Here is a 14,354-nt window from a genome sequence, read left to right as displayed (position 1 = left end):
CATTTTCGACAGCCTTCGATAGATCAGACTATCGATCGGCGCGAGGAAGATTGCTCAACGATCACAGATCAGCAAGAATTTTATTATGATCATTTTGCGACGCAACATGATTTGGACTTTATTATACAATCAATAATCTACACATAATGGGGAGTATATACTTTCAAAATCGAATTAAATTCTGAAATACACAAACCCGCCGTCCACGGCGCTGCTGACGCTCGCTCAATCCTCACGGAATGCCCGGTTGAAGCTGTCGGTAATCGGCGAGAGCAGGTAATCGACCGCCCGGCGTGCGCCATTGACGATCATGACCTCGGCAGTCATGCCGGGATGCAGCGTAACCTTGTAGTCGCGCAGGCTCTCCGGATCGATCTCGGCCCGGACGACGAAATAGGGAACGCCTGTCTTCTCGTCGACGAGTTGGTCCGGCGCGACGTAATTCACCTTGGCCTGGAGCGGCGGCAGCAGGCGAGAGTTGAACGCGGTCAGCCTCACTCGGGTACTGAAGCCGACACGCACCGCATCGATATCGCGGGGATCGACCTTCGCTTCGACGATCAAGGGCTCGTGCTCGGGAACGATATCAAGGATCGCCTCGCCCGCCGCGATCACGCTACCGGCCGTGCGCATCCGGATATTGGCGACGACGCCCTCCTGCGGCGCGGTCACCACCAGCCGACGCAGCACGTCCTCGGCCTGAACGATGCGCTCGCTCACCTCCGAGAGCATAAGCTGGGATTCCTGGATCTCGCCGCCGATATCGTTCTGCCGCTCGAGACCGATCGAGAGAATTTCGAGATTGGCGCCGGCGACCGCCTGCTCGGCCTTGGCCTTGCGGGCCGTGTATTCACCGACCTTGCCGGACAGCTCGCTCTGCTTGGTCTGCAGCTCGACGAGCTGACTGCGCTTGGCGTAGCGCTTCTCGTAGAGGTCGGCCATGATTCTGACCTCGTCGTCGATCAGCGAGCGTTGCTGCGCGGTGGCGTCGATTTGGGCCTTCAGCGCATCGGCCTCGGCCTGATGCTGCTCGATGACCCGCTGCTGGATATGGACCTTGCCGTCATGGACCTGAGCGCGGGACCTGAACAGGCCCTGCTCTGCCCGCAGAACCTCGCGCGCGATCGGCGAGTCCATTTGCGCGATGTCCTCGGGAAAGGTGATCGCCACGGCACCCGCCTGCTCGGCCCGCAGACGCGCGAGCTTGGCTTCCAGACCGATCCGCTTGGCCTGCAATTGCTGCAGTTCCGCACGCTGGCGCGCATCCTCCAGACGCAGCAGCGGTTCGCCCTTGGCGACGCGCTCGCCTTCGGCCTTCAGCAGGGTCTTGAGGATACCGCCTTCGAGATGGCTGACCGTCTTGCGCTTGCTGTCGACCGCGACGATGCCGCTGGCGACCGCAGCATTGTCGAGCCGGGCCGTCACCGCCCAGGCTCCGAAGCCGCCAAAACCAACGCCGATCGCGGCGACGCCCGCCAGCACGAGATTGCGCAGGCTGGGCGTGTGCTCGTCGTGGACTTCCGCCTCGATCTGGAGGGTGAGCGCGTGCTCGGGGCGCTTGATCAGGGAACGTCCGGTCATGCCTTCACCTCGCGAACCGGGGCAGTCGTGGCCGATGTCTTGGCTGCCGGCTCGATCTCGACCCGACCGCCTGGCGTAATCATGCCGGCGATCTCGCCGCGCGGCCCGAATTGCTGGACGCGGCCCTCGCGCAGCACGAGCAGCTTGTCGACGACCTGCATCACCGAAGGACGATGCGCGATCAGCACGACGATGGCGCCACTCTCGCGCGCCGCCGCGATGGCGCGGATCAGGCTCTGTTCGCCCTCGGCGTCGAGATTGGCATTGGGCTCGTCGAGCACGATCAGGCGCGGCATGCCGTAGAGCGCGCGCGCCAGCCCGATGCGCTGGCGCTGGCCGCCGGACAGATTGAAATCGCTGTCGGCGACATTGGTGTCGTAGCCCAGCGGCAAACGGCCGATCAGCTCGTGCACGCCGGCGACGCGGGCCGCCTCAAGGATCGCATGCGGGTCGGGATCGCGCATCCGGGCGATGTTCTCGGCGATCGTGCCGTTGAGCAGCGAGACCGATTGCGGGAGATAGCCAACCATCGCGCCGAAGGAACCGCGCTCCCACAGATAGGTGCTGTGCCCGTCCAGATAGACGCCGCCGACATTGGGCCGGAGCACCCCGACGAGCAGGCGCGCCAGCGTCGACTTGCCGGCGCCGGACGGGCCGACGACACCCAATACCTCGCCGGGCCGCAGCGAAAAGGAGACACTCTTGATGACGGTCTGCTCCTGCCCCGGCGGCGCATAGATGACGCGATCGACCACGAGGTCGCCCTGGCAGGGTGGCGTCGGCACGGTCTGGCGCTGGGAACTGCGGCTCAGCACGAGCTCTCGCACGCGCTTCCAGGCCGCAGCGGCGAGTACCCATTGCCGCCAGTCGGTGATCATCGAATCGAAAGGCGCCAGCAGCCGGCCGAGCAGGATGCTGGCGGCCATCAAGGTGCCGGCCGTCACCTCGTTGCGGATGATCAGAATGGCGCCGGTCGCATAGACCGCGAGCTGCATCGTCATCCGCGAGGAGCGCGTGACCGCGGCGATGAACTTGCCGCGCCGCGTGCCCATGTCGAGCTGCTCGATCATCGCCAGTTGCTGGCCGCGCCAGCGCCGGGCGAGGGCCGGCAGCATGCCCATTGCCTCGATCGTCTCGGCATGGCGCAGGCTGGCACCGACCTCGTTGATGCTGGCGACGCCAGCCTCGGTCGCTTCCTTCAGGATGCGGCGGGTCAGCATGTCGGAGAGCACGCCGAGCAGCAGCAGGATGATCAGCGAAGCGACGCCGACCAGCCCATAGACCGGATGCAGTGCGAAAAGTACGGCGAGGAAGATCGGCGACCAGGCCGCCTCGAGCGGCGTCGCGATCGCCGAACTCGCGATGAAGAACCGGATATCGTTGAGGTCACGGATCGCCTGCGTCGCCTGCCCCGATCCCTGCTCTAGCGAAGAACTCACCGCCGCCTGCAAGGCCGGCAAATTGAGTTTTCGCGCGAAGATGCTCGCCATCGCCTGGAATGTCAGAGAGCGGATGAACTCGATCGTGCCGTAAAGCGCCAGCGCACCGACGGCGATCACCAGCAGCATGGTCAGTGTGTCATAGCTGCGGCTGACGATGACCCGGTCCTGCACCTGCATCATGAACAGAGGGACGGTCAGCAGCAGCAGGTTCACGCATAGGCTGAGAAAAGCCGCGTAGCTCAGGCCGCCGACGAACGAGCGCTGGAGATTCCGGATCAGGGCGTCGGGCGCCGGCTTCACCGCCTTCATGCAAGGCTCCGAAGAATGAGGATGCGTTGGGTCCGAGAGGATTGCGGGCGGCAAGCCCGTCATCGGTCCGGCAACGAGACAGGGAGGGAGTGTCAAGATTATGACAGATTAGAAGCGTAGCTCACCGACTCAACATGAAGCAATCAAGGCAAAAACATGCGAAATTTTGAATTTCGAAACAGTTTCTGCGCATTAAAAGAAAAATACAATCTTATCTAACAGCTTACGTAGATAACGTATGCTTTGCCTATAGGCTTATCTCTACAGATGGAGGCAAAAGAGATGGATAGTTCAATTTTCGATCCGATGGGGTGAGGAATGCATTTCAAATTGCACGGCGGCGAGCAATTCACCGGCAGTTCCCCGAACGGCCACCATCCGGCAAATGGTTCGGGCGTCCTCGAAGAGGTCCCCGATCGCCGAATCTCTCCTTTCGACCTGGCACGGGTAGTCGAACGCGTCAGCCGGCGCTTCCTCGACTATCTCAGACTCGAACTGGCCAAGCTCGGCATCGACGACATCTCGCCATCGCAAGTCATGGTTCTGATGACGATCGGACAGGGCGAGATCGCGGTCCGGGATCTGCTGGACCGCGGCCATTATGGGGGCTCGAACGCCTCCTATAATCTCAAGCAACTGGTCGAGAGCGGCTATCTCGACCGTGGCGCCTCCCCGCGCGATCGCCGTCAGGCCCGCATTTCGCTCTCGCTCAAGGGCCAGATGCTGTGCGAGCGGCTGCGCCTTCTCGACGAGGCCAGCCAGTTCGGCCAGCGACTGGAAAGCAACCGCGACACCGACCTCAAGACGACGCACGAAACCCTGCGCCAACTCGAACAGTGGTGGAACGATGCGCTCCGCTACGGCGGAGTACTGCTCGCATCATGCATGTCCTATTCGTTCATCGCGCGGGATCTGGTCAATTCGCTGCTCTGATCAGCTGTCTCGTCGCCGAGGGCATCGAGATCACGCTGGTCACCGAACGCCCGGCGCCGGAGCAGCCGGGCGTGCATCAACTCGTCTATTCCGTAGCCGGGACCGCGACCCAGCACGCCGCGCTCGCAGCCACCGAATATCACCTGCGCACGGGCGAGGCCGTGGCGCGTCTGATGGAGCGCCTGAAGCGAAGTGACCCGCCCGATGTCGTCCTCGGCCATATCGGCTGGGGCGGCATGCTCTTCGCCCGTGACGCGCTGCCCGATGCGGCGCTGATCGGCTATTGCGAATATTATTACCGCAGCACCGGCTCGGACCTGGATTTCGGCATCGGCGAGCCGGCGCCCGCGGCCGATCGGCATCGCGTGCGCATGCGCAACGCGGCGCAGCTCCTCGCGCTCGATACGCTGGATGCAGCCTATGCGCCGACGCAATGGCAGCGTCGTCAATATCCGAGCGCCTATCGCCAGCGCATCGCCGTCTGCCATGACGGGATCGATACGCAGACCTGCCGCCCCGATGCCGGAGCCTCCTTCGTCCTGCCCGACGGTCGCCTCTTGAGGCCGGGGATGCCGGTCGTCACCTTCGTCGCGCGCGATCTCGATCCCTATCGTGGCTATCCGGAATTCATGCGCGCGGCAGCGATCCTGGCGGCGCGCGCGCCCGATGCGCTCTTCGTCGTGGTCGGCGGTGATGGCGCGGGCTACGGGCGTCCGCGCTCGGACGGCAAGAGCTGGCGCGAAGCGATGTGCGCCGAGACCGGGCTCGGCGACCGGATCGCCCATATTCCCTGGCTGCCTTATGAGAACCTGGTCCGGCTCTTCCAGGTCTCAGCCGTCCATGTCTATCTCACCGTACCCTTCGTGCTCTCATGGTCGCTGCTCGAGGCGATGGCCTGCGGCTGCCTTGTCGTAGGCTCCGAGACCGAACCGGTGGAGGAAGCGATCCGCGACGGCGCCAACGGCCTGCTCGCCCCATTCCATGATGCGGATGCGCTGGCGGAACGCATCGCCGAAGCCCTCTCCAGCCCTGCACTGATGCGGCCCTTGCGCCGCGCCGCGCGGGAAACCGTCCTGGCTGCTTACGAGCGGGAGCGCTGCATAGCGCGCCAGAGCGGCTGGATCCATCAGTTCGGCGCGTAAAGAAGCTCCTGTTCATCGCACCTCCCTCGCGCGGGACCCGTGCCGGCTTCGCTTGAAAATGCTGCAACAGCCCGCCGCAGGAGGCCGTTCTATTCCGCCTCCTGGTCGGCGAAGTCTCGGACCGCGGTGCGAACCCGTTCGGCGAAATCCAGAGCGGCGGCGGAGCGAAAGCGCCCGCCACCCCAGATGATCGCCATGTCGAACACCACCGCCGGCCGGAGCGGGCGAATTTCGATCCCGCGGCCGCGATATTCCGCCGCCGTGAACGGATCGACCACCGCAACACCAGCGCCGGCGGCAACCAATCCGCAAGCGATCATCGACAGCGGTGTCTCGATCCGCGTCAAGCGCGTCACGCGATGGGCCGAGAACAACGCATCGATCCGATAGCGCAACTGGGTCGACTGCTCCAGGGAGACGAACGGCTCGCCCGAAAAATCCTCCGGCTCGAGCTCCGCCTTCTCCGCGAGCCGGTGCCCCGTCGGCAGCACCGCGACCTGAGCGACTGGCGGCAACATCTCGATGTCGATCCCGGGAAAATCGAGCGGCATCTGCGCAAACCCCAGCTCGCAGAAGCCCGATGTGACCCAGTCCACCACCTGCGAGGAAATGCTGCCGTAGAGCGCGATCTCCAGCCCCGGCTTCTGCGCGAGGTAATGGCCGACGACTCGCGGCAGAAAGCCGACATTGAAGGCCGGAAGCGCCGCCACACGTAGCGAACCCGCACGCCCCTCGCGCAGGTTGCGGGCCGCATTCTCGATGCGCTCGAGCCCGACGAACTGGCGCTCGACCTCGCGATAGAGCGATAGTGCCTCGTTGGTCGGCACCAGCCGCGCGCCCCGCTTCACGAAAAGCGGCAGCCCGAGCGCATATTGCAGGTCCTGGATCAGGCGCGTCACCGCCGGCTGCGTGACGTTGAGCGCCTGGGCCGCCGCCGTGATGCCGCCAGTCACGATCACCGTCCGGAATGCCTCGATCTGGCGTGGATTCAACACATTTGGCTCCCCCCAGCCCCATCATAACATTTCGGCATGGACTGCGCGAAACATTCGATTTGACCAGTTCCAAAACAGCCCCGAACCTGACAACATCACTCGAAAAATGAGGAGGGGACACCGTGAAGCTCGCCATCACATTCGCTCTTGCCGCTGGAACCGCTCTCGCGGGCTCCATCGCCTTCGCCCAGCAGAAGACGCTTTACGTCGCTGGCTATGGCGGTTCCTACGAGCAGACCATGCGCAAGGAGGTCATCCCGGCCTTCGAGAAGCAGTCCAACGTCAAGGTCGAATATGTCGCCGGCAATTCGACCGACACGCTCGCCAAGCTGCAGGCGCAGAAGGGCAACCAGCAGATTGATGTCGCGATCGTCGACGATGGCCCGGCCTATCAGGCGGTGGCGCTCGGCTTTTGCGGCACGCTGGCCGACGCACCCGTCTACAAGGACGTCGCGCCGGTGATGAAGTTCAAGTCGAACAAGGGCGTCGGCCTCGGCCTCGTCGGCACCGGCCTGTTCTACAACAAGAAGATCTTCGACGAGAACAAATGGCCGGCCCCGACCTCGTGGAACGACCTGAAGTCGAAGACCTACGGCAAGAAGATCGTCAGCCCGCCTATCAACAACACTTATGGCCTGCACGCCCTGATCGCCTTCGCGCAGATCGGCGGCGGCGGCGAGAACAATATCGAGCCGGGCTTCGAGGCCTTCAAGAAGGACATCAACCCGAACATCGTCGCCTATGAACCTTCTCCGGCGAAGATGACCGAGCTCTTCCAGAACGGCCAGGCCGTGCTCGGCGTCTGGGGCTCGGGCCGCGTCAAGGCCTTCGCCGATACCGGCTTCCCGGTCGAGTTCGTCTATCCGAAGGAAGGTGGCTTCGCGCTCGGCTCGGCCGCCTGCCCGGTCGAGGGGTCGAAGAACGCGGCCGAGGCCAACGCCTTCATCCAGTTCATGCTCTCGCCCGCGATCCAGAAGATCATGGCGACCGGCGCCGGCTTCGGCCCTGCCAATATGACGGTGACGCTCACCGCCGACGAGCGGAAGGGCCTGCCCTATGGTGACGAGGTGAAGGCGCTCAAGGCGGTCGACTGGGACGTCGCCAACGCCAAGCGCGAGGAATGGACCCGCCGCTGGAACCGCGAGGTCGAGCGGTAAGGCGCTTCCGATTCTCACTGCCGTCGTTCCGGGCGTCGGTCCGGGATGACGGCAGTGTTTCGGCGACCTCCTTCACGACGCGCGCAGGATCCATGTCCCATCTCGTTCTCGAAGGCCTCGGCAAATCCTACGGCACGGCGGTCGCCGTCGAAGGGCTCGACCTCACGGTCGCGCGCGGCGAGTTCATCTCGCTGCTCGGCCCTTCCGGCTGCGGCAAGACCACGACCTTGCAGATGATCGCCGGCTTCGTGCCCGTCGATCGCGGCCGCATCCTGCTCGACGGCGGCGATCTCGGCGGCGTCTCCCCCAACAAGCGCGGCCTCGGCATCGTCTTCCAGAGCTATGCGCTCTTTCCGCATATGACGGTGGCGCAGAACATCGCCTTCGGCCTCGAAATGCGCGGCGTCGGGAAGGCGGAACGCGAGAAGCGCACGCTGGAAGCCATGGCGCTGGTCGGGCTCAAGGGCTTCGAGGACCGCTATCCTCGGCGGATGTCGGGCGGGCAGCAGCAGCGCGTCGCCCTCGCCCGTGCGCTGGTCATCCGGCCATCGCTCCTCCTGCTCGATGAACCCCTCTCCAATCTCGACGCCAAGCTGCGCGAGGAAATGCAAGGAGAACTGCGTCAGATCCAGCGCTCGATCGGCACGACCACGATCCTCGTCACCCATGACCAGCACGAGGCGATGGCGCTGTCCGACCGGATCGTCGTGATGAATCGCGGCCGCGTCGAACAGATCGGCGCCCCCGATGCCGTCTATGGCGCGCCCGATACCGCCTTCGTCGCGAACTTTCTCGGCAAGACCAACGTCCTGGCGGCAACCGGCGACGGCCATGGCCGGGTCACGATCGAAGCTCTTTCCGTGCCACTCGCTGGCGCGGGTTCAGGTGCGCTCCACATCGCGGTGCGCCCCGAGCGCCTTGGCTTCGCTGCTGACGGGGCTCCGGGCTTCACCGCCCGCATTACATCCCGCGTCTTCCAGGGCGCACACTGGCTGCTCACCGCCGAGAGCGTCGCCGGCCCGGTCACGCTGATCCGGCACAATGACGGCACGCTCGTCCCCGGCGAAGGGGAGAGCATCAGGCTGAGCTTCGGTCCCGGCGACGCCGCGCTCCTCGCGGAAGGTACAGGCTCATGAGCCCGAACGCCTCCGCCCGCGCGACGCCCTACTGGCTGACCGGACCCACGCTCGCCGTCTTCCTCGGCCTCGTCATCATCCCGCTCGGCATGACCGTGCTGCTCGCTTTCTACGACTGGGGCCAGTACAAGGGCATTGTCGCGGAGTTCACCCTGAAGAACTTCCGCGAGATCTTCAGCGACAGCTATTTCCTCGAAGTCTTCCTGCGCACCTTGCGCATCGCCGTGCTGGTGACGCTGTTCGCGATCCTGATCGGCGTGCCCGAGGCCTATATCCTGAACCGCATGGCGCCGTCCTGGCGCGGCATCTGCCTGCTCGCGATCCTCGGACCGCTGCTCGTCTCTGTCGTGGCGCGCACGCTCGGCTGGGCGCTGCTGCTCGGCTCGAATGGACTGCTCAACCGCGGACTGATGGCGCTCGGCCTGATTGGTCAGCCGCTCGAATTCATGTTCACCGAGACCGGCGTGGTGATCGCGCTCGTCCATGTGCTGATCCCCTTCATGATCCTCGCGGTCTGGGCCTCGCTGCAGCGGCTCGATCCGCAAATCGAGAACGCCGCGCTCTCGCTCGGTGCCTCCCGCCTCACCATCTGGCGTCGCGTGATCCTGCCGCAGATCGTGCCGGGCATCCTCTCGGGCTCGATCATCGTCTTCGCGCTGGCGGCGAGTGCCTTCGCCTCGCCCGCGATCATCGGCGGCCGGCGGCTCAAGGTCGCGGCGACGCTCGCCTATGACGAGTTCCTGAACACGCTGAACTGGCCACTCGGCGCCGCCGTCGCCGTGCTGCTGCTCGCCGCACTGGTCATCCTGACCGTCGGCACCAACCGGCTGGTCGAGCGCCGCTATTCGCAGGTGTTCGAATGAGCCGCAACGGTCCCTTCGCCATCCTGTTCCACACGCTTTTCGTCGTCTTCATGCTGGCGCCGCTGGTGGTGGTCTGCCTCGTCGCCTTCACGCCCGAGGGCTATCTCTCGCTGCCGGGCCGGGTCTGGAGCCTGCGCTGGTTCAGGGCGATCCTGGACTATCCCGAATTCCTGCGCGCTTTCCGGGATTCGCTCTGGCTGGCTGCCTTGTCATCGACGGTTGCGATCGGGCTCGCAGTACCCGCCGCACTCGCCATCGCCCGCTATCGCTTCCCCGGGCGCGAGGCGATGACGGCCCTGTTCATGTCGCCGCTGATGGTCCCCCATGTCGTGCTGGGCATCGCCTTCCTGCGCTTCTTCACGCAGATCGGCCTCTCCGGGACCTTCCTCGGGCTAGTGCTGAGCCATATCATCGTGATCCTGCCGTTTGCGCTCAGGCTCGTGCTCGCAGCCTCCTACGGCATCGACCGGCGCATCGAGCATGCCGCGATCTCGCTCGGCGCGAGCCCGGCCGTCGTCTTCCGGCGGGTGACGCTGCCGCTGATCCTGCCCGGCGTCGTCTCGGGCTGGCTGCTCGCAGCGATCAATTCCTTCGACGAGGTGACGATGACCGTCTTCATCGCCTCGCCCGCGACCACCACGCTCCCTGTCCGGATGTTCCTCTATATCCAGGACAATATCGACCCGCTCATCGCAGCCGTCTCCGCCTGCCTGATCGCCCTGACCGCCATCCTGCTGATGGCTTTGGACAGGCTGTTCGGGCTCGACCGGCTGTTCGTCGGAACCGGAAAAGGCTGACGCCAGTGTCCACTATTCCCAGAGAACCCGATGTCGCCGTGATCGGCGGCGGCGTGGTCGGCGGCGCCATCGCGCTCGGCCTCGCCCGCAACGGCGCCAAGGTCGCGATCCTCGACGAGGGCGACACCGCCTTCCGTGCCTCGCGCGGCAATTTCGCGCTGGTCTGGGTGCAATCCAAGGGCTTCGGCATGCCCGACTATGCGCTCTGGTCGCGCCGCTCCGCCGATAGCTGGCACGAATTGGCCACGGCGCTCGCCGGCGAGACCGGCATCGACGTCGCCCATAGCCAACCCGGCGGCTTCATGCTCTGCCTCTCGGAGGAGGAGCTCGACAAGCGCGTTGACGCCATGCGCCGCCTCCATAACAGCCGGCCCCTGACCGATTTCCCCTATGAGGTGCTCGACCATGCCGAGACCAAGCGGCGCCTGCCAGCCATCGGCAAGGACGTGGTCGGCTCGCTCTATTCCCCGCTCGACGGCCATGTGAATTCGCTCAAGTTGTTCCGGGCACTCCGCGAGGCGACGGTCCGGCGCGGCGTCGATTACCGCCCGAACAGCCCGGTCGAGACGATCGTGCCGAAGGATGGCGGCTTCGCCATCACCGGCCCCTGGGGCGAGATGCGCGCCGGCAAGGTCGTACTCTGCGCCGGTCTCGGCAATGCGCGCCTCGCCCCGATGGTCGGGCTCGATGCGCCGGTGAAGCCGAGCAAGGGCCAGATCATCGTCACCGAGAAGACCGAGCCCTTCCTGCACAATCCGATGGTCACGGTGCGCCAGACCGACGAAGGCGGCGTCATGATCGGCGACAGCCAGGAGGATCGCGGCTTCGATACCGTCGTCGGTCAGCCGATCCTCTCGACCATGGCGGAACGGGCGGTGAAGATGTTCCCGCGCCTCGCCGGCCTCAATGTCGTCCGGACCTGGTCCGCGCTGCGCGTGATGAGCCCCGACGGCTTCCCGATTTACGATCAATCCGAAACCCATCCCGGCGCCTTCGTCGTCACCTGCCATTCCGGCGTGACGCTCGCCGCCAATCATGCCCTGACGCTTGCTCCGGCGATCCTTTCCGGCACCTTGCCCGACAGCGTCGCGAGCTTCACCGCACGGAGGTTCCATGTTCCGGCCCATAGCTGACCTTGCCGCGAGCGGGGCGCTGAGCTTCACCTTCGACGGCCGGCCGATGACGGCGCGTGCGGGCGACACGGTCGCCGCCGCCCTGCTCGTCAACGGCATCACCGCCTGCCGCGAGACGCCGGTCTCGGACACGCCACGCGCGCCCTATTGCCTGATGGGCGTCTGCTTCGACTGCCTCGTCGTCATCGACGGTATCGGCAACCGGCAAGGCTGCCTCGTGCCGCTCGCCGAGGGCATGCGCATCGAAACCCAGCACGGCCGCCGCCATCTCACGGAGGCCTCGGAATGACTCCGATCGCCAGCATCGAACAGCTCGACGAGAGCTATGACCTCCTCGTCGTCGGCGCAGGCCCGGCAGGTCTCTCCGCCGCCGCGCGCGCTGCCGAACTCGGTCTCTCCATCCTGCTCGCCGACGAAAACCCCGCACCGGGCGGCCAGATCTACCGCGCCGTCACCACGACGCCGGTCAAGAACCGCGCCATCCTCGGCGAGGACTACTGGCGTGGTGCCGATATCGTCGCGCGCTTCGAACGCTCGAAAGCCGTTTACGCCCCGCGTTGCACCGTCTGGTCGATCGGGCCGGACGAAACCGCACCCGGAGCCTTCGAGCTCGGCCTCTCGCTCGACGGCAAGGCCCGCATCATCGGCGCGAAGCAGGTGATCCTCGCGACCGGCGCGCAGGAGCGCCCCTTCCCGATTCCGGGCTGGACCCTGCCCGGCGTGATGACGGCGGGCGCCGCCCAGATCGCGCTGAAATCCGCCGGCGCCATTCCCTCGGGGCGCACGGTCATCGCCGGTTGCGGCCCCCTGCTCTACCTGCTGGCAGGACAGCTCGCGGCCGCCGGCTGCCAGATCGCCGCCGTGCTCGATACGACGCCTTCGGCCAATCGTTCCAAGGCGCTCGGCGCCATCCCGGACTTCCTGCGCTCGCCCTATCTCGCCAAGGGCCTCAAGCTGATGCTGACGGCGCGACGCAAGCTGCGCTTCGTCTCCGGCGTGACCAGCCTGACCGCAACCGGAGAAGGAAAGCTCGCCTCGGTCCAGTTCGAGCAGAACGGCCGTACCGGCACGCTCGCCTGCGACACCCTCCTGCTGCATCAGGGCGTGATACCCAGCGTCAACTTCTCCAACGCCGCCGGCTGCGCCCATGATTTCGACACCGAGCAGCACGCCTGGGTGCCGCGCGTCGATGCCTGGTTCGGCTCGACCGTGCCCGGCATCGCTATCGCCGGAGACGGAGCCGGCATCGGCGGCGCGGAAAGCGCGGCGCTCCGCGGCGAGATCGCAGCCTTCGGCGCAGCATCGCGCCTCGGCAAGCTGAACGAAGCCGAGCGCGATCGGCAGGCGACGCCGGTCCGCGCCGAACTGGACAAGAAGCTGCGCGGCCGGCGTTTCCTCGACCTGCTCTACAAGCCGGCGCCGCAATTCCTGGCGCCCCCCAGGGACGAGACCATCGTCTGCCGCTGCGAGGAGGTCACCGCCGGCCAGATCCGCGACGCAGCCAAGCGCCTCGGCGTCACCGGTCCCAACCAGATGAAGGCCTTCCTGCGCTGCGGCATGGGGCCCTGCCAGGGGCGCCTCTGCGGCCCGACCGTGGTCGAGCTCATCGCCGAAACGCGCGGCACGACACCGGCCGAGACCGGCTATTACCGCCTGCGCCCGCCGATCAAACCGGTGACGCTCGCCGAGCTGGCGGCGCTGCCGCAGACCGAGGCCTCTGTGAAGGCGGTCATCCGATGAGTGGAAACGGTCGCAATGCCGATGTCATCGTCATCGGCGGCGGCATCCATGGCTGCTCGACGGCGATGCACTGCGCACTGCGCGGGCTCTCGGTCATCCTGATCGAGAAGGACCACGCCGGGCGCCACGCTTCCGGCGTCAATGCCGGCGGCGTGCGCCAGCTTGCCCGCCATGTCGCGGAGATCCCGCTCTCCAACGCCTCGATGGCGCTCTGGCACAATATCGCCGAGCTGGTCGACGATGATTGCGGATTCACCAGCGACGGGCAGGTTCTGGTCGCCGAGGACGAGGCCGATCTCGAAGGGTGCCGCGCCCGCGTCGCCGATCTGACCCTGCGCGGCTTTCATCACGAGGAACTGATCGATGCGAAGGAATTGCGCGCCATCGTCCCGGCCGTCTCCGAGACCTGCCCGGGCGGCGTGATCTCGCGCCGCGATGGCGCCGCGATTCCCTTGCGCGCGACGCAGGCCTTCAAGCGCAAGGCGGAAAGCCTCGGCGCGACCATTCGTGAAGGCGTTCGCGTCACCAAGGTCGAGAAGGACGGCTCGAACTGGCGCGTCGTCACCGATGCCGGCGCCTTCCTCGCACCCCGCATCGTCAATGCCGCAGGCGCCTGGGCCGACCGTATCGCAGCCGATCTCGGCGAGCCCGTGCCTCTCGGGGTCATCGCTCCGATGCTGATGATCACGGCGCCGTTGCCGGCCTTCATCAAGCCGGTGGTGATCCTGCGCGGCCGCAAACTCTCGTTCAAGCAGTTCGATAACGGCACGGTGCTGATCGGCGGCGGCCATCTCGGCACACCCTTGCGCGACGAGAACGTCACCCTGCTCGACTGGCGCAAGCTCGCGATCAGCGCCGGTACGGTCTGGGATCTTTTCCCGATCATGCGCGGCGCGCCGGTCGTGCGCGCCTGGGCCGGGATCGAGGCCCGCATGCCGGACGACCTGCCGGTCTTCGGCAAGAGCGCCATGCATGAAGGCGTCTACCACCAGTTCGGCTTCTCGGCCCATGGTTTCCAGCTCGGTCCGGGCGCTGGCGCCGTGATGGCCGAGATCATCGCGGCAGGCCGCTCGAACGTGCCGATCGACGGCCTCGACATCGCCCGCTTCACCAAGACCCACTGAGC

The 14,354-nt window shown here is 65.8% G+C and carries 13 protein-coding genes; 10 read left to right on the top strand and 3 right to left on the bottom strand.

Annotated features, from left to right (window positions below):
- Positions 1–225: 225 nt before the first annotated feature.
- Together J0I42_RS04650 and J0I42_RS04645 are read right to left on the bottom strand one after the other, a co-directional pair.
- On the bottom strand, positions 226–1,581 hold the full coding sequence (locus J0I42_RS04650) for an HlyD family type I secretion periplasmic adaptor subunit (RefSeq protein ID WP_291653243.1): 1,356 nt from the start codon (positions 1,579–1,581) through the stop codon (positions 226–228).
- Positions 1,578–3,332 (bottom strand): type I secretion system permease/ATPase, encoded by a 1,755-nt coding sequence (locus J0I42_RS04645; RefSeq protein ID WP_291653241.1) that lies wholly within the window; start codon positions 3,330–3,332, stop codon positions 1,578–1,580. The genes J0I42_RS04650 and J0I42_RS04645 overlap by 4 nt, the downstream gene beginning before the upstream one ends.
- 318 nt (positions 3,333–3,650) lie before the next feature.
- Here J0I42_RS04645 and J0I42_RS04640 point away from each other — a divergent pair, with 318 nt between their 5' ends.
- Positions 3,651–4,265: a MarR family winged helix-turn-helix transcriptional regulator gene (locus J0I42_RS04640; protein ID WP_291653239.1), complete on the top strand. Its 615-nt coding sequence runs from the start codon at positions 3,651–3,653 to the stop codon at positions 4,263–4,265.
- Entirely contained in the window at positions 4,214–5,407 is a 1,194-nt protein-coding gene (locus J0I42_RS04635; protein ID WP_291653237.1) for a glycosyltransferase, read from the top strand. The genes J0I42_RS04640 and J0I42_RS04635 overlap by 52 nt, the downstream gene beginning before the upstream one ends.
- An 89-nt stretch (positions 5,408–5,496) precedes the next feature.
- Here J0I42_RS04635 and J0I42_RS04630 read toward each other — a convergent pair whose 3' ends face one another.
- Entirely contained in the window at positions 5,497–6,399 is a 903-nt protein-coding gene (locus J0I42_RS04630) for a LysR substrate-binding domain-containing protein (protein ID WP_291653235.1), read from the bottom strand.
- Positions 6,400–6,524: 125 nt separating this feature from the next.
- Between J0I42_RS04630 and J0I42_RS04625 the strand changes: the two genes are divergently transcribed.
- The 8 genes from J0I42_RS04625 to J0I42_RS04590 all read left to right on the top strand — a co-directional run bounded on the left by J0I42_RS04625 (position 6,525) and on the right by J0I42_RS04590 (position 14,352).
- Positions 6,525–7,559 (top strand): ABC transporter substrate-binding protein, encoded by a 1,035-nt coding sequence (locus J0I42_RS04625; protein ID WP_291653233.1) that lies wholly within the window; start codon positions 6,525–6,527, stop codon positions 7,557–7,559.
- Positions 7,560–7,651: 92 nt separating this feature from the next.
- A complete protein-coding gene (locus J0I42_RS04620) occupies positions 7,652–8,695 on the top strand; it encodes an ABC transporter ATP-binding protein (RefSeq protein ID WP_291653232.1) in 1,044 nt (347 codons plus the stop codon).
- Positions 8,692–9,558, top strand: coding sequence for an ABC transporter permease (locus J0I42_RS04615; RefSeq protein ID WP_291653229.1), 867 nt, complete (start codon positions 8,692–8,694; stop codon positions 9,556–9,558). The genes J0I42_RS04620 and J0I42_RS04615 overlap by 4 nt, the downstream gene beginning before the upstream one ends.
- A complete protein-coding gene (locus tag J0I42_RS04610; RefSeq protein WP_291653228.1) occupies positions 9,555–10,355 on the top strand; it encodes an ABC transporter permease in 801 nt (266 codons plus the stop codon). Before J0I42_RS04615 ends, J0I42_RS04610 begins: the two co-directional genes overlap by 4 nt.
- A 14-nt stretch (positions 10,356–10,369) precedes the next feature.
- Entirely contained in the window at positions 10,370–11,488 is a 1,119-nt protein-coding gene (locus J0I42_RS04605; protein WP_291653577.1) for an NAD(P)/FAD-dependent oxidoreductase, read from the top strand.
- Positions 11,469–11,777 carry a (2Fe-2S)-binding protein gene (locus J0I42_RS04600; RefSeq protein WP_291653226.1) on the top strand — a complete coding sequence of 103 codons (309 nt, stop codon included), beginning with the start codon at positions 11,469–11,471 and terminating at the stop codon, positions 11,775–11,777. Before J0I42_RS04605 ends, J0I42_RS04600 begins: the two co-directional genes overlap by 20 nt.
- On the top strand, positions 11,774–13,228 hold the full coding sequence (locus tag J0I42_RS04595; protein ID WP_291653224.1) for an NAD(P)/FAD-dependent oxidoreductase: 1,455 nt from the start codon (positions 11,774–11,776) through the stop codon (positions 13,226–13,228). The genes J0I42_RS04600 and J0I42_RS04595 overlap by 4 nt, the downstream gene beginning before the upstream one ends.
- Positions 13,225–14,352 carry an NAD(P)/FAD-dependent oxidoreductase gene (locus tag J0I42_RS04590; protein WP_291653223.1) on the top strand — a complete coding sequence of 376 codons (1,128 nt, stop codon included), beginning with the start codon at positions 13,225–13,227 and terminating at the stop codon, positions 14,350–14,352. The genes J0I42_RS04595 and J0I42_RS04590 overlap by 4 nt, the downstream gene beginning before the upstream one ends.
- Positions 14,353–14,354: the final 2 nt, after the last annotated feature.

The organism is Allobosea sp. (genome assembly GCF_017308015.1).
Taxonomy (GTDB): Bacteria; Pseudomonadota; Alphaproteobacteria; order Rhizobiales; family Beijerinckiaceae; genus Allobosea.
Note: the sequence above shows the minus strand (reverse complement) of the source record. Positions and strands in the feature narration are given on the sequence as shown.

What these genes read in the sequence shown, in the direction of transcription:
- J0I42_RS04615 (WP_291653229.1), top strand. Translation starts at nt 8,692, where the DNA reads ATGAGCCCGAACGCCTCCGCCCGCGCGACGCCCTACTGGCTGACCGGA.
- J0I42_RS04600 (WP_291653226.1), top strand. Translation starts at nt 11,469, where the DNA reads ATGTTCCGGCCCATAGCTGACCTTGCCGCGAGCGGGGCGCTGAGCTTC.
- J0I42_RS04635 (WP_291653237.1), top strand. Translation starts at nt 4,214, where the DNA reads ATGCATGTCCTATTCGTTCATCGCGCGGGATCTGGTCAATTCGCTGCT.
- J0I42_RS04610 (WP_291653228.1), top strand. Translation starts at nt 9,555, where the DNA reads ATGAGCCGCAACGGTCCCTTCGCCATCCTGTTCCACACGCTTTTCGTC.
- J0I42_RS04650 (WP_291653243.1), bottom strand. Translation starts at nt 1,581, where the DNA reads ATGACCGGACGTTCCCTGATCAAGCGCCCCGAGCACGCGCTCACCCTC.
- J0I42_RS04590 (WP_291653223.1), top strand. Translation starts at nt 13,225, where the DNA reads ATGAGTGGAAACGGTCGCAATGCCGATGTCATCGTCATCGGCGGCGGC.
- J0I42_RS04620 (WP_291653232.1), top strand. Translation starts at nt 7,652, where the DNA reads ATGTCCCATCTCGTTCTCGAAGGCCTCGGCAAATCCTACGGCACGGCG.
- J0I42_RS04595 (WP_291653224.1), top strand. Translation starts at nt 11,774, where the DNA reads ATGACTCCGATCGCCAGCATCGAACAGCTCGACGAGAGCTATGACCTC.
- J0I42_RS04645 (WP_291653241.1), bottom strand. Translation starts at nt 3,332, where the DNA reads ATGAAGGCGGTGAAGCCGGCGCCCGACGCCCTGATCCGGAATCTCCAG.
- J0I42_RS04640 (WP_291653239.1), top strand. Translation starts at nt 3,651, where the DNA reads ATGCATTTCAAATTGCACGGCGGCGAGCAATTCACCGGCAGTTCCCCG.